Here is a 16,256-nt window from a genome sequence, read left to right as displayed (position 1 = left end):
AGTGTTTTTGTTCGAAAAAAATCTGGTAGTCTTTGTACGTTTATTTTGTGTTAAAAGTGACTTTAAATTTAGGCGGCGTTCCGCTCGGCATTGATCATACCGAATGAGCAGCGCACCACCTACTCTTTCACCTGATCGTACGGGATGTAGTTTTCCCACTCCCAGGGGGTATAGGTATCGCCGATCGTGATCTCGAGCAGTTCCTTGAAAATGCTCTCGGCATTGTCGCTGTTGCTGAGGATAAGAATGCCGGTGCCCTGCTCCTGGAAAATGATCGAATAGTGCTGAAATCCGTCGCCGTGCCCTTCCTTGAAGGCACCCCGGCCATGAGGTGAAGTCAGTAGCCCCCAGCCCAGTCCGTAGCTCAGTTCAATGTCATCGTTGGCGGTGGTCTCACGCTGGCTGAGCGGACCAAATTGCGCCGCAGACCGGATACGGATCTGGGGACTGAACATTTCACGGGTAGTAGCGGGCTGCAGCAGTTTGTTTTGCAGCACTGCTCCCAGAAACAAGGTATAGTCGTCGAGGGTGGTTTCGAGGGTGCTGGCCGATCGGGCTTCGTTGTCTTTGTCTTTTTCGTAGAGGCTTCCGTCTGTTTTGTGGCCCAGCACATAATCCTGCTCAAAGGCCAGTTGCCAGGTATAGGAAGAGTTTTTCATACCCAATGGCCGGAAAATCTTTTCCTGCATCAGCGTTTCGAGGGTTTTGCCGGTCATCTTTTCGAGCACCACCTGCAGGTATACCAGCCCTTCGCCGGAGTAGCTGTACCTGGTGCCGGGCACAAACTTTACCCGCAGCTTTTTATCTTCTTCAAACCAGCGCCAGTTCGGGAATCCGGATGTATGTGCCAGGCACATGCGGGCCGTAATGCGCTGGTAGAGCGTATCCTCTTTCAGGTCGCTGAAGTTGTCGTGCCACTTGGTCTGTGGTGTATAGGTATAGATGGGTTTTGGCAGATACTCCTGCAGCGGCTTGTCCAAATCGAGCGTTCCCTCCTCTACCAGCTTCATCACCAGAACTGCAAACACCGCTTTGCTCAGGGAAGCCCCATAAAAGTTGGTGCTGCCGCGGATGGGCGCTTTGGTGTCAAGGCGTTTGTAGCCAAAGGTCTTTTTAAAAACGGGCTGCTGCTTGTTAAAGACAGTCAACGCCAGCCCATGCACGTCAGCGGCCTGCATCAACTGCTGTATCTGCTGGTCCAGGGCTTTTGCGGAGGTCTTGCTGCCGTCGAGCCGGATGATGGTCTGAGCCTGCACCGAAAAGTTGAGTATGGCCAGGAAGATAATAATGGAGTAGACTTTTATCATAGTAGGTATAGCGTAGCTGCAGAATACTTCAATTAAGCTAAAAAGCTTTGAATAACAATAGTTTACCCCCGCTTATGCTTGTTGCATTCAATTGCCTTTGTTTTAATTAAAAGTTGATAAAGAAGTAATACGCTCAAACGAATTTCTATGTAACTTCATACGAGCGCTTACTTGCACACATCAAAACATAATCATCTTTAAATAAACGCAATACTATGGAAAACACAGCAAAAACAAGCCCCATCACGATCGGTGCAAGCATACAGGCGCCGGTCGAAAAGGTATGGCAGTTCTGGACGGAGCCCCAGCACATCACCAGGTGGAATAATGCCTCCGAAGACTGGCATACCCCACGGGCAGAAAACGATCTCCAGGTAGGCGGCAAGTTCAGTTCGCGCATGGAAGCCAAAGACGGCAGCATGGGCTTCGACTTCAACGGCACTTACACCGATGTGCAGGAGCACAAGCGCATTGCCTATACCCTGGAGGACGGCCGCAAAGTAGAGATCCGGTTTGAGTCCGAAGGCGAAGAAACCCGTGTCACGGAATCGTTTGAAGCAGACCCCAGCCACTCGGCAGAAATGCAGCAGACGGGCTGGCAGGCCATTCTGGACAACTTCAAAAAGTATGTGGAGGAATCTTCAAAACCCGTTACCCTGCACTACGACATCAGCATAGCGGCGCCCGCCGACAAGGTATACCGCACCATGCTCGACCCGGAGCAGTACAAAGCCTGGACTGCTGTGTTTCACCCGACCTCACACTACAAAGGCTCCTGGGAAAAAGGCGCCAAAATACTGTTTTTGGGTATAGACGAAGACGGCAAAGTTGGCGGCATGGTGAGCCGGATAAAAGAAAACATACCGAACCAGTTTATCAGCATCGAGCACCTGGGCCTGGTGCAGAACGGCAACGAGATCACCAGCGGTCCGGAGGTTGCTGGTTGGGCCGGGGCATTGGAGAACTATACCTTTACCGAGGCGGAGGGCGAGACAGTGCTGGCCGTCGACGTGGATACAAACCAGGAGTATGAAGCCTACTTTGCCGAAACCTGGCCCAAAGCCCTGCAGAAAATAAAGGAAATGTGCGAAACCGAATCTTAGAAGCAAAAGAGCCGCTCCTTCAATCAGAAAGGCGGCTCTTTTCATTCATAGCTTGAGGTTTGGGCTAATAGGAATACTCTTCTACGGCTGGAGGCAACTCCGGATAATCCTGTATCTGGGTCGAGCGTTTCACCGGCATACCTGAGGCATGGTAGGTGTAGGTATACAGTGTCTTATTGATGCCCGGGTCTCTGAAACCCGGATTGTTTCTGTGCAGTTTTACGTCTGGCAAGTAAAAGAACATATTCGCATAAGGCACAGGATTTATCTTATTGTCATAGTTGCCAAACTTCACAACTCCCGGACCACGCATATCATCCGGGCTATTGCTCGGCGACCAGGTGATCACGATCTCCGTTAGATTGCTGTTCGCATCGTACACATAATCTTTTATGCTCAGGTGTCCTTTCTCATTTGACAGGTAAGTCAGGGTCGTTTCTTTTACAAGCTTGTCCCCGCTGTACTCAAACAGGAAGCGAAAAACAACCTTGTTGTCTGGGGTGTACTGCACAGCCTCCACTACCTTTTCACCTGAGTAGGTATACACCAGATGATTGCCATTCCTGTAGTTCAGTCTAACGGGTTTATCATTTTCATAAGCTACGGTATAGCCTATGTCCCCCTGGTTTGTGAAGCTTAACTCGATCAACCTGTCTTGCGCATCATACTTATAGCGCTGCGCCTCAAATTGCTGCAGCAGGCTATTCGCTGTGACAGGCGGCGTAGTGGTGGGAGGTGTAGTGGTTGGCGTGCCTGTCGAAGGCTTGGCTGGCGCAGCAGGCAGAACGTTCTCATGTTCGCAGGAAGTGAGCGTTAGCAGGGAAAATCCAAATCCGGCCAACAGCAAGAATAAATGGTGTTTTACGCTAGAACTTTTCATAGTTTTATTTGTGACATATATAAAATACCGCTGACAAGATATATGCCAAAAATTAGCATTGGCTAATATTTGGTGTGAAAGAATGAAAAGTGATGGTGAAAGCAGGAGAAGGAGGCGCTGGTGTCCGGCAGTGGACGGCAATTGTTCGGGAGTGGACGCAGGGGTGTACAGATGCCAGTTAATGCAGGCAGCTATTATTTTACAAATCCACGAATATCGACACAATGCGCTCCACCCAGCCGACCATCAGGCTGGTGGTTACCCCATCGAGCAGGGACTGGCCCATGTGATGGGTAACTGCCCGCTGCCTATCGCGCTCCTCTTCCACTTCCCCTTCTCTGAATTTGCCCAGCGTGGAGGGATTGTTGGACTTTACGATCAAAGCATTGATGAGCCGGTTACCGACCCGTAACAGCAGGCCGGGGTTCTCCGGATCGTCTTTGTTCAGGAGCTGTATCTTCAGGTCCCTGTACGGGAAATGCACCTGCCCCGTGGAGGCTGTTGCCGTCGACTCGATCGAAAAAGTGGCTTTGCCGATCTGCCCGCTGCTGATCCGGAGAAACATCATGTTCTCAAACAAAGGGTTAAAAGCAGTGAAGTCCATCGGGTCGAGCGTGCCTTCGTAGGTATAGCGGTCTTCGGGGTGGTCCATCTCAAAATGGTAGCGCCCCTGCAGGGTGCTGGCGCCCATAAACTGAGTCCGCACATCGGCGGTGATGATGTTGTTCTGGCGGATAAGCGTCGTGTCGTTCGTGACGTTGAACAGCTCCAGGTGCGAGTCCTCGAGCAGAAGCACCCCCGGCTTATCCCCGTTGATGGAGATAACCGGGTGTACCAGGCGCATGTTATCAACCAGAATAGTATCCAGCTTTAGATACAGGTCTGCATCCCGCTCAGCATTGCGCAGCATTTGTTGCAGGGTCGGAGGCTTGCGGTCCGGGTTGAGGCCGATGCTGTTGTCGCGGTAAATCTCCACAGTCGGTTCCCGGATCAGCATTTTCTGTGCGACCAGGTCCTGGTTGTTGAACAGGCTCCGCAAACTGACGTTCACCAGCTCTACCCGGGGCACCTCCATGTCCACCCGGTCCTGGGCGAATTCAAAAATATCGGCGTACTCCTCTTTACTGAAAAGCGGCCGCAGGCGAAAGCTGTCGATACGCATGGAACGATTCTGCAGCGAAGCCGCCACTTCTTTTATCTCCAGTCTGTACAGGCTGTCGGGCAGTTGAAAGGTATAGCCCCGGATCAGCACCTCGATGTCGTCCACATCAAAGATATTCAGGGGGTCGTTCTCCTCGAGCGACACCAGCCGGAGCCCGTCTATACCTAACCCTACATGGGCCAGGGTATGGCTGGTGCTGATGGTATCGCTCCCGATTATTGCAAAGTCAAAGGCACCGTCCTTCACATCAATCCGCCCCACCCGCAGGGTCGAGACCAGTTCCTCTACCTGCTCCATGGCGCCATTATCTGAGGCTGTGTCCTCCTCTACCATCCTGATGCTCTTGAGGGCAGGCACACGATGGTCCTGCAGGATGGTTACTTCCGGACCGGCGAGCAGCAGCCTGTCCATGTGGTACTGCCCCGTGGCGTAGGCGTGTATCAGATCAAAGCCTGTTATGCGAGACCTTTTGGCGGAGATGTTGATCAGGTTGTGGCTGGCCAGGTCCGGTTCTGAGACTTTCAGGCGCTCGTTCATCTCCCTGTCTGCGCTTACCTCCAGGGTGCGGGCAACCAGCTCCTGCTGCCTGCTGGAGTAATGCAGACTGTCGAGGCGGATGGTATACAGGCTGTCGGTGGAGCGGTAGGTATAGTCCGTGGCCTCCAGGGTCAGTTCCTCCATCGGGAGGGTGTCGTTGAGGTTGGCAAAGCTCTCGGGGTTGAGCTCAAAGCCGGACACCGTAACGTTGGCGTGCTCCAGCAGATGGGTGCGCATCACGGGCCTGAGTTTTTCGCTGAAGGTAAAGGAGCCATCTTCGAGCCGGATGGTGTTCACCGAAATCAGTTCGACCATTTCAAAAAGCGCCTTCCCGCCCTGCTGCTGACCTGAGCCGGACGACTCCGACACCTGCCGATCGAGCAGCATGGCAATATCCGGCTGCCGAAGCACGAGCCGGTCCGCCTCCAGCCGCCCCGAGTTCAACGACCGGATCAGATCGAGTCCGGTGATCTGCAGCGAATGCGCCGACAGGTCGACGAGCTTGCGGCTGGCGTTGTTGAACTGCTTCTGCTGTTCGTTGGCCTGCTCACTCGAGTTTACATCCAGCGACCGGGCCAGGAACTCCTGTCGGCGGGTGGAGTAGCTGAGTCCGCCCAGGGTAAAGGTATAGGTGTTGTCGGGCATCCGGTAGCGGTAGTTCCGGGCGGTCAGCACCAGGTCCTGCAGGGGGATCACATGCTCCGGATCGAAAACAAAGGCGGAATCCAGCTCCAGGCCCGTGGCCAGCAAGGAGGCATGCTCCAGCTGCTGCAGGCGCTGTATGTTTCTGTTCTTGCTGTGCTGTGTAAGGGCGATGTCGCGGATGCTGATCTCCCCTACTTCCAGGCTGCTCACCATACTTGATACCTGCCGGTACAACTCCTGCAGGTCGGGGCCTCCGTCTGACTTCGGCACACGCCGGTCGGTGCGCACATCGATCACCGGCTGCTCCGCCGCTATGCTGCCGATCGTTAGCCGGGACGCGCGGATGGACTCCAGCAAATCCATTTCCTCGAATCGCAGCTGCGGTAGCCGGACGTCGTATAGCGTGTGCTTCGCCAGGTTCTGACTTTTCAGCCTGTCGTTTTTGCTCCAGTCGCCGGCCAGGTGCAGAGCCTTAGCCTCAAGCAGCTGGTCGCGGGTGGAGAGCTGCAGCCCGCCCGCCTGCAAGGTATAGGGGCTCTGCACAGGCTGGAAGGTATAGCGGCCGGTGCTGATACTGAGCGCTTCTGCAAAGGCTTTTTCTTTGGGAGCAAAGAGCGTGAGGGAATCGAGCTGCAGGTCTTCCAGGTGCAGATTGGCCTCGGCCAGTCGGTGAACGGCCTGCGCCGTGTCTGCTCCCTGATGGTAGGAAAAGCTGCCATCTTTCAGGCGCAGCTCCTTTATACCCAGCGCACGCAGGTATGGCGACAGCCGGGCGTACTGCTCTTCCAGACTGGGGCTTTCTTCGGTATCGGGCACGTTCGGTATCTCGTGTAGCTGCAGACTGCCGCGCTCCAGCAGCAGCTGATCGAGCTGCAGGTCCTTTTTTTCCCAGGCCGAGGCTACATCCAAACCCTGTATAGCGAAGAGCGGCGAGCTGAAGCGGTAGAGCGTGCGATGGGCCTGATCCTGAGGGAGCGCCGCATTGGCCTGCAGGTTTGGTTGCACGTCAATGTGCTGTGCTTTCAGCTCCTGCTCCCCCGAAGCGTAGGTAAAGCGCCCAACCCGGATGGTATACACGCTATCGGGTGCCTGGTAGGTATAGCGCCGGATGTCGAGGTCAAGGCCATCAACCTGAAACATCCGGCTGATATCGCCTTGTGCCTGCAGGTCCAGTTGCAGCTCCTGCACCTGCAGCGACAGTTGCGGAATGTCGTGTTGCGGCCTCCCCTGCTCCCCCAACAGCTGGTAGCGGTAACTGGCCTCCTGCAGATCGATCTCCCGGATGCGCACCTCTTCCAGACCACCTCCCCCTCTGGAGTCCTGAGCACTTTCCTTCGCGACAGACGCATCGTGCAGGTGCGTGATCGTGGGTCGCTCTGCCGCCACCTTGCCTATGGCCAGGCGGTCGTTGAAGATGAGGGCCCGGAGGTTGATGCCTGTAATTTCCAGCTTCGGACTTTGCACCTCGAACAGACTGGGGCTGGCCTGACCCTTCTCCTTTTGCTGCCGGTGCACGGCGGTGTCGGGGTATAGATGCAGGCCGTGCAGGGTGGCTCCCCAGTTGCGCAGGCTCAGATCCAGTTCGTCGAGTTGGAGTTGGTAAAGCCCATCGGTTTGCTCGGCTACCTGTTTTTTGAGATAGCGCTCCACCAGCGGCTCGGCAAAAAGGAAGACAACAAACAGCGCCAACAGGAGCAAACCAGCCAGACTCAAAAGCACGATGCTCGCAATTTTAAAGGCATTTCTGCTCCTGCTAGGCCTAGCTGGTTCTGACATAAATCGTTGTAGTTCGGGGAATAGGTGCAAGGCATGCTATCATGCCACTGCCTTGTTTTACGGGAGGAAGGGGTTTGGGATGTTGTTGGGTATGTTAGATATGAAAGGCAGCGGCAACCAGATTGGAAATTTAGAGGGCTTTAGAAGAGAGCTTTCTTTAAAGTAAAACAGAGAATTCAGGCACTTTTTAGTAAATAATATTACATTTACCATATATAATGCTGCTAACAAAAAGCACTGCTCACTATGAAAAGGCATTTACTTCTCTTCTTACTCCTACTGATCACAGTAGCAAGTCAGGCACAAACGGTCTATAAAACAAGAACAGGGGAAAAGTATCATGTTCAGTCTTGCAGGTACTTAAAAAGCTCCTTTGAGACAACGGTTGCTCAAGCAAAGGCAGAGGGACTAACTGCCTGTAGTGTTTGTAGACCTTCAACTGGTAGCTCTCCTGCTACTTCTTCTAATTCTTTTCAGAGCAATACATCTAATCAAACAGGAAGGGCATCATCTAACTCTAGTTCAACAGGCAGTGTTCAATGTTCAGGTATAACGACGGCTGGAGCCAGGTGTAAGCGTATGACCACCAATTCTAATGGCAGATGCTATCAGCATTAATTTAATGCACTGATTCTCATGCATAAATTTTTAAAATGAAAACGGACTCATCAAACCTAAAGATATACCTTAAGAAATTTACCAAGCTGCGCCAAGGCGTGACTAAATATGGAAGGGCACCACACAAACCTGTGCTGTTGCTTACATTTATTGAGCTGTTTGAGAAGGTCGAACTATCAGAGAATAAGGTATACATTTCACCTGAACTAGTAGCGAGGTTTAAGGAGACGTTTGCACTACTAGTAAGAACTGCGCATACATCTGACTTCTCTTTACCGTTTTACCACATGGCTACAGAAGGATTTTGGCATGTCAGAACAAAGCTAGGTTCCCCACTCCAGGTACACATCAAAAGCATTCATACCCTCAGCGAGATCGTGGATTTTGGATACTTTGCTGAAGACCTCTATTTCCTTCTTCTAAATTCAGCGTCTCGTGATATTTTAAAAACTGCCATACTTGATCATTATTTCCCTGATACAAAAACTGAGTATCTTAAAACAAAGCAAGGCGGGTATATACAAAACTTGCAAAGTTATCTGCTTAATGAAGGTCCTGCAGGCTATACCTTAGCCATCAACGAGACAGATGAGGAAGAGCAATTCATCCGGGGCGGGATGTTCAAAAAACTTGTACCTCAGGTTTACAACCATACCTGCTGTATTACAGGTATGCGGCTGGTTTCCAATCATGGATTTTCTATGATTGACGCTTGTCATATTGTTCCATTTAGCTTGAGCAAGGATGATAAAATCAACAATGGTTTGGCACTCTGCCCAAACCTTCACCGTGCTTTTGATCGCGGACTAATCTCAGTAGATGGGAACCTCAAAGTGCTGGTGTCGAATGCGATTGCTGAGGACTTGTCAAACAGCTATGCACTCTTACATCTCAGAGGCAAGCCGCTCACATTGCCGTTCGGGGAAAAGCACTATCCGAACCCCTCAAACCTTGCTTGGCATCGACAGCATGTATTCAAAAACTAACTCTAATTACAGCTTCCCCTATCCTGCATAATCTCTAACAAATGCTCAAAGAAGGTATTTACGAACAGCTTATTACAACTGCTTTAAAAGACAAAATAGACGCTTTATCTACAGAAAAGTTCTTTATCGCTCAGGCTGAAATAGACAAAGAAGAAGCTGCTCAGATTCTCTCTGAATATATGATCAGCTTGATTCAACTGGCACTTCGGGAGCTAAAGAAGGATGATTTAAAGAGGCAGGTGTTGTTTTGTAATGAGATCATTCAGTTTATAGATGAAAAAATAAACCTGGAGGCAAGTGATAGCCTGATCTATCACGAAGGACAAATATTGACCGCTGTATTATCTAAAATTGGTAAAACAGATAAGCAGCTAGTAGACGACTTGAACCGCAAAATTCCACAAACTGGCTTATCTGTTAGCAATCTGTTTACTGAAAGTAATTCTGATATTTCGATAGATACAGAAATAGAACGTGATATTTTATCTGCGGATAAAATCTATTGGATTGTTTCTTTTATTCGATGGTCTGGCCTGCGCATCTTTGAGCGAGCCTTAAAAGAGTTTACTTCTCGTGAAGGTGCAGAACTGCGGATAATCACGACTTCTTACATGGGTGCTACAGAGGCAAGAGCTTTGGACTTTTTATCTAAACTGCCTAACACACATATTAAGATTTCTTACCAGACTAAAATCGAGCGTTTGCATGCAAAGGCTTATATTTTTGAGCGAAACACAAACTTCAATACAGCTTTTATTGGTTCCTCTAATCTTTCGAAATCTGCTTTAACAAAAGGCCTTGAGTGGAACTTAAGAGTAACCAGTCAAGAGAATCCTCACATTATAGAAAAAGCTAAAGCCACTTTCGATCACTACTGGAACAGCATTGATTTCGAAGATTTAGCTATTGGTGGTATAACTAAATTTAAAGAAGCCATACAACAGGAGAAGCAGCGTGATAATGTTGTCTCCCTGACGGACTACTTTAAGATCAACCCCTTCCCTTTCCAAAAGGAAGTGCTGGAAAAATTAAAGGTAGAGCGGGAATTGTATAACAATTACAGAAACTTGGTGGTAGCTGCCACAGGTACAGGTAAGACTATTATCTCCGCCTTCGACTACCAACGTTTTTACCTCGCGCAAAAGGGCAAAGCCAACCTGCTTTTCATAGCGCACCGAAAAGAAATTTTGGAGCAGGCCATTGCCTCTTTTAGGGCAGTTCTAGGAGCCGGATTCAATGACTTCGGCCAATTGTGGGTTGGCAATCACACTCCTCAGGATGGGGATTTAAAACATCTCTTTGTCTCCATTCAAACCTTTAACTCACAGAAAGAACTCTTTCAGGAAAGGTTTTCGAAAGACTATTACGACTTTATCATCATAGACGAAGCGCACCACAGTCAAGCAGAAACCTATAGAATTATTTTTGAATTGTTCGATCCAAATATACTTTTAGGCCTTACAGCAACACCGGAGCGAATGGATGGCAGAAGTCTGCTCCCCGATTTTAATAATAAAATAGCAGCTGAAATAAGGCTGGCAGATGCGCTCACTCTAAAGCTGCTCAGCCCTTTCCAGTATTTTTGTATCTCTGATGAAAAGAGCGTAAACCTTAAAAACGTGAGGTGGGAGGCTGGCAGGTATAACACCACTGACCTGACAGCAGTACTTTCGACCAAGCAAAGAGCGGCATTGATTCTAGATGCCGTAGAGCATTACCTGACTGATCCATTTGAATCGAAAACTCTCGGCTTCTGCAGTTCAAAAGCACATGCACAATTCATGAGTGACGCTTTTAATGCAGCAGGATACAGAGCCATTTCTTTAGTCAGTGGAAACGGAAATGATACAGAAAGAGCAACCATTCGGCAGCGATTAATTAAAGGCGAAGTCAATTTTGTTTTCGTAGTCGACATATTTAATGAAGGTGTTGATATACCTGAAATTGATACTGTTTTGTTTTTAAGACCCACTGAAAGTTTAACAGTATTCCTGCAGCAGTTGGGCCGTGGTTTGAGGATTTCAGAAGGGAAAGAATGCTTGACAGTTTTGGACTTTGTGAGCCAAGCGCATGTTAACTATAACTTTGCCGATAAGTTTAGAGCATTAGCCGGCAGATCGAGATTTAACATTCAGAAAGAAATTGAAAACAACTTCCCGCATCTTCCGCCAGGCTGTAATATCAGAATGGAAAAGCAGGCAAAAGAGTATATTTTAGAGAACATCAAAAATGCAGTATTTAACCTCCGCAGACTCCGCCGTGAAGTTACCAACTTTAAGCACCATACACATCAGGAACTAACACTAGCTAACTTTCTACTGTACCACCACTTAGATATCCGCACCGTCTACAGTACAACCACTTGGTCTGAACTAAAGCGAGATGCTGGAATTCTAAACTATGAAAAAGGTGAATATCATTTTCAGATAGAGAAGGGGTTAAAGCGGGTCGTGCAAATTGACTCCCCTTCATATTTACATTTTATTGCCAGTCTGATTGAGCGTGATTTTGTATTCACTGATACTGATGTAATAGAAAATCAGTTCGCCTTGATGCTTTACTATGATATATGGCAAAAAGGAGTTGGAGAGTACGGCTTTACAACTATTGCAGAAGGTCTGCGGGTAATTGAGAATTACCCCGTTCTGAAGGATGAATTAAGAGAAATCGTTTCCTATTTGAGAAGCCAACTTGACCATACTACCAAATCAGTAACTTTGACATATCCGCTAGCACTTGAATTACATGCTCGTTATTCAAGAGATGAAATATTATGTGCATTTGGTAAAACTACTCCTGAAAGGGCATTTCCTTCACAGGAAGGTGTGATTAATATACCTGCTCTTAACACAGAACTTCTACTCGTTACACTTAATAAAGCAGACAAAGACTTCTCCCCAAGTACACAGTATGAAGACTATGCCATTAATGAAAAGATATTCCACTGGCAGTCACAAAATAAAACAGCTCCTGAAAGCCCTGTAGGTTTATCCTACATCCGACACCGAGAGAACATGAAGCAGCTTTTGCTGTTTGTGCGGGAAGAGAAAAAGGATACTTACGGATTTACGAGTCCTTATTATTTCTTAGGTCCCGTAGATTATGTGTCACATAAAGGCTCTAAACCAATGAGTATAAATTGGGAATTACATGAACCTATGCCTGCGTTCTTGTGGAAAGGGGCAGCTAAAATGGCAGTGGGGTAACTTTTAACAAGCTTAATTTTAAGAAACTCAACAAACTTGAAGCTAATCGACAAACACGCCTGGATTGAAATCCAGGACGGCAAGATACTGAGCACCCGCAGCAAGGGCAGAACCAAGTACTATTTCCCGGGTGGGAAAAGGGAAGCGGGCGAGAGCGACTTCGAGGCACTGTCGCGTGAAATAAATGAAGAGCTCAGCATTTCCCTTATTGAGGACAGCACCCGATTCCTGGGTATATTTCAGGCGCAGGCCGACAGCCATCCGGATGGGGTGCAGGTGAAAATGACCTGCTATACCGGTGCCTACACGGGCACCATCGCAGCTGCCAGTGAAATAGAAGAAATAGTGTGGCTTAAGTACCAGGACAAGCACCTGACTTCACCAGTAGATCACATCATTTTCGACTGGCTGAAGGAGCGGGAGCTTATTCGCTAACCACCCCTATTCCATCACTTCCGGCTTCGGAAAGGTAAGGCCGAAACGCTGGCAGAGGCTGGGCACGCTATCGAAATCCATGTCGAGGGCGTACTTTTTATTTATCTCAGCGAATTTGTTCATATCGCCCCAGGCGGCTGCTACTTCCCGGAAAAAGTCTTCGAAACCGGCTGGTGAAATAACCTCGATAATCAGGCAGGGCTCGTCGCCGGCGTTCCAGAAGGTATGCCACTGGCCACGCGGCTTGAATACCCAGGTACCCGGCTCCGCTATTACCACATCGTCGCCGAGCAGCGCCCCGAGCTTCCCTTTGATTACATACGAATACTCGTCCTCGTTATGATGGCGATGCAGCGGGGCAGCCAGTGCATGTGGTGCAAGCGGATGATGCACCACCGAAAAGCGTTTCCCGGTAGCTGATCCGTCTATTTTCCAGTGCACCCCAAATCCCCCGAAATCAAATTTAGCGCCTTCATCGGCTTTTATCGCTGTTGGCTTTCCCATGGCTTGGACTGTTTGTGAATATGCTCTTGCTTTGCCTTATATTTACGAGATTGACACCTGCTTTGGAGAGCAGCCCGACCATAAATTTTCTCGTCGTGCCAACTGTCTGGCCGCCCCGCTAAAAGCTTCTCCAATTTAATCTCCCCACACACAGCTTCCCTCCCACACTTACCGTACATTTGCGGTATGCTGCAGGAGCTGAGACAATTTTTCAGGAGTACCGACTTTGTAAAGGCGCTGGTGATCACCTTTGGTGCCGCTGTGCCTGTTTCGCTGGGGCTATGGCTCGGGCAGGTGCCCTATTTTCTGAGCGTCGCCATGGGCGTGGTGCTGGCTTCAGGAAGCGATGTGCCGGGCAGCCGGAAGCATAAAACCGTCGGCATCCTCGTGTCGGCGGCCATTGCCATGCTGGCCAGTATCGCCATTGGCCTGGCTTCGGGTAGTCTATACCTGCTGCTGCCGGTACTGGCGGTGCTGGTGTTCGCTATCTCCTTTATTTCCGTGTATGGCTTCCGGGCTTCGCTGGTATCTTTTGCCGGACTGATGGCCATTGTGCTAAGCTTTATACACGCGCACACAGGCGCCGACATTTTTATACACGGCCTGCTGCTGGGCACCGGTGGCCTGTGGGCGCTGTTGCTTTCGCTTGTCTTCCATTCGCTGCTGCAAAGGCGCCAGGCTGAGACGCTCCTGATTAACTGTTTGCGCCAGACAGCCCGCTACATCTATCTGCGTGGCAAGCTGACGACGGAAAGCCCGGAACAGGAGGCGCTGCAGAAGGAGCTCTATAACCTGCAGGTGAAACTGAACGAGACGCACGAAGCCCTGCGCGAGGTGCTCCTGCACGAAAGGCAAAGCTCCGGTACCTCCAACTACCACCGCAAGCAGCTCCTGATCTTTATCGAACTGATCGACATCCTGGAATTATCGCTTGCCAACCCGGCCAATTACGAGCGCGCCAGAGCGCTGTTCGGGCAGTCCGTCAGGGTGCTGCTGCCTTTCATTAAGCTGGTTTTTGAGCTGTCGGCCAAGCTGGACGATCTGGCTGACAGTATGGAGCAGGGTCATGCCCTGTCAGCTGAAAAAGACCTGGAGCCCTTGCTGCAGAAGTGCAGCGATAGCATCCGAGCTTACGTGGAAGAACTGAAACTGCCGGATGCCCGGGAGGGTGCACTCCTGCTCCATAACCTACTGGACTACGAGGAAAAGCTGCTGCAGAAGATCAGCTCCATCGAGCGGTTATACCTGAACCTGGAAGAGCAGCAGAGCATTGGTCTGCAAAGCAGGGAGAGCCGGCAGTTTATCACCCAGCAGGATTATGATGTCCGGATCCTGCGGGATAGCTTCTCACCAAAGTCGCCCATCTTTAAACATGCCGGCCGACTGACGATCGCGATGCTGCTGGGTTATGTGCTGGGTATCATCTTCCCGATACAAAACGCTTACTGGATCCTGCTCACGATCGTGGTGATCATGCGGCCCGGCTATACCCTGACCAAGGAGCGGTCGAAGCACAGGCTCTACGGCACCTTGCTGGGTGCTGTGATTGCGGGACTGGTGGTGCTCCTGGTGCAGAACGTTTACCTATATGCCGTGCTGGCCCTGGTATCGCTGATCCTCTCCTTCGCCTTTATCCAACGCAACTACCGCACCTCCTCTATTTTCGTTACTACGGGCGTCATCTTTATCTACGCCCTCATCACCCCGGATGCCTTCGACGCGATCCAGTTCCGGGTGATCGATACCCTGACAGGGGCTGCCATTGCCTTTGGGGCTATCTCCTTTTTGTGGCCTTCGTGGGAGTCGCTGAGCATCAAAGGCAACATTGTGAAGGCCCTGCACGCCAATCGCAGCTACCTGGCCGAGATTGACAGGTATAGCCAGCACACATCGCAGAACACCACGGATTATAAACTCGCCCGAAAAGAAGCCTTCCTGCAGATGGGCAACCTGAACGCGGCTTTCCAGCGGATGAGCCAGGAGCCGAAGTCGGCACAGCAGCAACTGATGGAGATCTACGAGATCGTCGGCCTGAACCATACCTTCCTGGCGGCTGCGGCGGCGCTGGGCACTTTTATCCGGGATAATAAAACAGAGGCCGCCCCGGAAGACCTGCACCTGATCATCAGATCGATAGACGCCAATCTGGCGCAGGCGCTGCAAACGTTGCAGGAGGAGGCACCACAGGCTGAAACGGTGGCCCGGGAAGAACTGGTGGAGGCCTACGACCACCTGGAGGGAAGGTATAACGAGTTGGTAGCCATCCGTACCCGCGAACTGGCCGGTGCCACGTACAAGCCCATCGCCCCTGGTTTTCTGAAAAACCTGAAGGAGGCCCGCCTGATCTCTGATCAGCTGAAGTGGCTGCACACTATCTCCGGCAATCTGAAGAAAGCAGTAGCGGAACTGGTCTGATCAGCATGGCCTAGCTGCTGCACCGCTGCAGATAGCTACGGCATTTCATATACATTTCCCTTATCTTGCGTTAAATTACGCTTAGCACAACCTACCACTATGTCCCATCAGCCTCACTACTCTCCCATGGCCCGGCAGTTGTTCGGCCAGTTCCTGGATCAGGAAATAGACCGCGACACCCTGGTCGGGCGTTTGCAGGAAATGGAACTGCAACTGCAGGCGGATGCCGGGGATGAAAGCGAAGACGACGATGACGAATTGATTGTCCAGACACTGCGCATCCGCATTTTTGGAGGCGACACAGCGGGCGTCAGCATCCGGGAGATAGAGCAGGACCTGCAGGACCTCTCCCACCCCAACGCCCAGATCCTGATGCGGGGCATTGCCTTTGGTCTGGCAGAAGATGAGCTGGAGGTACACTTCGAATAGAAAAATAACGTACCTTTAGGTATACCTTAACCCTATACCTATGGCAAAGTCACAAGACGCAAAAAAGGACATAAAGAAAAAGCCAGCCAAAACTCCAAAGGAAAAGCAGGCGGCCAAACTCGAAAAGAAAAAGAAAAGCTACGATTAGCATATATGCCCTGCCCTAATTGGCAGGTATAGCATACAGCCTATTGAAAAGCAGCAGCCCCAGCGGTTGCTGCTTTTTTATTTTAGCCCATTCATCCTCGTCGAG

Annotated in this window: 10 protein-coding genes; 6 read left to right on the top strand and 4 right to left on the bottom strand. The window is 50.4% G+C overall.

Annotated elements, in window-relative coordinates; all coding sequences use genetic code 11:
* Positions 1-119: 119 nt before the first annotated feature.
* Positions 120-1,307, bottom strand: a complete 1,188-nt coding sequence (locus BW972_RS07735; protein ID WP_076421694.1) for a serine hydrolase domain-containing protein — start codon at positions 1,305-1,307, stop codon at positions 120-122.
* Between the two features lie 215 nt (positions 1,308-1,522).
* On the opposite strand from BW972_RS07735, the gene BW972_RS20170 reads away from it, so the two are divergent.
* Positions 1,523-2,410, top strand: coding sequence for an SRPBCC family protein (locus BW972_RS20170; RefSeq protein ID WP_076421693.1), 888 nt, complete (start codon positions 1,523-1,525; stop codon positions 2,408-2,410).
* A 64-nt stretch (positions 2,411-2,474) separates the two neighbouring features.
* Here the strand turns inward: BW972_RS20170 and BW972_RS07725 are convergent, their stop codons facing one another.
* Together BW972_RS07725 and BW972_RS07720 are read right to left on the bottom strand one after the other, a co-directional pair.
* Positions 2,475-3,290 carry a hypothetical protein gene (locus BW972_RS07725; protein WP_234986321.1) on the bottom strand — a complete coding sequence of 272 codons (816 nt, stop codon included), beginning with the start codon at positions 3,288-3,290 and terminating at the stop codon, positions 2,475-2,477.
* Positions 3,291-3,489: 199 nt separating this feature from the next.
* Positions 3,490-7,410 carry a hypothetical protein gene (locus BW972_RS07720; protein ID WP_143731957.1) on the bottom strand — a complete coding sequence of 1,307 codons (3,921 nt, stop codon included), beginning with the start codon at positions 7,408-7,410 and terminating at the stop codon, positions 3,490-3,492.
* A gap of 653 nt (positions 7,411-8,063) precedes the next feature.
* Here BW972_RS07720 and BW972_RS07710 point away from each other — a divergent pair.
* From BW972_RS07710 to BW972_RS07700, 3 genes are read left to right on the top strand one after another with little or no spacing between them, the layout of a single operon-like run.
* On the top strand, positions 8,064-9,014 hold the full coding sequence (locus BW972_RS07710; protein ID WP_076421690.1) for an HNH endonuclease: 951 nt from the start codon (positions 8,064-8,066) through the stop codon (positions 9,012-9,014).
* A gap of 41 nt (positions 9,015-9,055) precedes the next feature.
* A complete protein-coding gene (locus BW972_RS07705; protein ID WP_076421689.1) occupies positions 9,056-12,220 on the top strand; it encodes a DEAD/DEAH box helicase in 3,165 nt (1,054 codons plus the stop codon).
* A 36-nt stretch (positions 12,221-12,256) separates the two neighbouring features.
* On the top strand, positions 12,257-12,655 hold the full coding sequence (locus BW972_RS07700) for an NUDIX hydrolase (RefSeq protein ID WP_076421688.1): 399 nt from the start codon (positions 12,257-12,259) through the stop codon (positions 12,653-12,655).
* Positions 12,656-12,661: 6 nt separating this feature from the next.
* Here BW972_RS07700 and BW972_RS07695 read toward each other — a convergent pair whose 3' ends face one another.
* On the bottom strand, positions 12,662-13,159 hold the full coding sequence (locus BW972_RS07695; protein WP_007658721.1) for a cupin domain-containing protein: 498 nt from the start codon (positions 13,157-13,159) through the stop codon (positions 12,662-12,664).
* A gap of 186 nt (positions 13,160-13,345) precedes the next feature.
* On the opposite strand from BW972_RS07695, the gene BW972_RS07685 reads away from it, so the two are divergent.
* Together BW972_RS07685 and BW972_RS07680 are read left to right on the top strand one after the other, a co-directional pair.
* On the top strand, positions 13,346-15,574 hold the full coding sequence (locus BW972_RS07685; RefSeq protein ID WP_076421686.1) for an FUSC family protein: 2,229 nt from the start codon (positions 13,346-13,348) through the stop codon (positions 15,572-15,574).
* A gap of 99 nt (positions 15,575-15,673) precedes the next feature.
* Positions 15,674-16,003 carry a hypothetical protein gene (locus BW972_RS07680; RefSeq protein ID WP_143731955.1) on the top strand — a complete coding sequence of 110 codons (330 nt, stop codon included), beginning with the start codon at positions 15,674-15,676 and terminating at the stop codon, positions 16,001-16,003.
* Positions 16,004-16,256: the final 253 nt, after the last annotated feature.

The organism is Pontibacter lucknowensis, from assembly GCF_900156415.1.
In the GTDB taxonomy this organism is placed as follows: Bacteria; Bacteroidota; Bacteroidia; order Cytophagales; family Hymenobacteraceae; genus Pontibacter; species Pontibacter lucknowensis.
The sequence above is the reverse complement of the archived record's forward strand: the minus strand, read 5'-3'. Positions and strand labels throughout refer to the sequence as shown.

What these genes read in the sequence shown, in the direction of transcription:
- BW972_RS07720 (WP_143731957.1), bottom strand. Translation starts at nt 7,410, where the DNA reads ATGTCAGAACCAGCTAGGCCTAGCAGGAGCAGAAATGCCTTTAAAATT.
- BW972_RS07735 (WP_076421694.1), bottom strand. Translation starts at nt 1,307, where the DNA reads ATGATAAAAGTCTACTCCATTATTATCTTCCTGGCCATACTCAACTTT.
- BW972_RS07680 (WP_143731955.1), top strand. Translation starts at nt 15,674, where the DNA reads ATGTCCCATCAGCCTCACTACTCTCCCATGGCCCGGCAGTTGTTCGGC.
- BW972_RS20170 (WP_076421693.1), top strand. Translation starts at nt 1,523, where the DNA reads ATGGAAAACACAGCAAAAACAAGCCCCATCACGATCGGTGCAAGCATA.
- BW972_RS07725 (WP_234986321.1), bottom strand. Translation starts at nt 3,290, where the DNA reads ATGAAAAGTTCTAGCGTAAAACACCATTTATTCTTGCTGTTGGCCGGA.
- BW972_RS07685 (WP_076421686.1), top strand. Translation starts at nt 13,346, where the DNA reads ATGCTGCAGGAGCTGAGACAATTTTTCAGGAGTACCGACTTTGTAAAG.
- BW972_RS07695 (WP_007658721.1), bottom strand. Translation starts at nt 13,159, where the DNA reads ATGGGAAAGCCAACAGCGATAAAAGCCGATGAAGGCGCTAAATTTGAT.
- BW972_RS07710 (WP_076421690.1), top strand. Translation starts at nt 8,064, where the DNA reads ATGAAAACGGACTCATCAAACCTAAAGATATACCTTAAGAAATTTACC.
- BW972_RS07705 (WP_076421689.1), top strand. Translation starts at nt 9,056, where the DNA reads ATGCTCAAAGAAGGTATTTACGAACAGCTTATTACAACTGCTTTAAAA.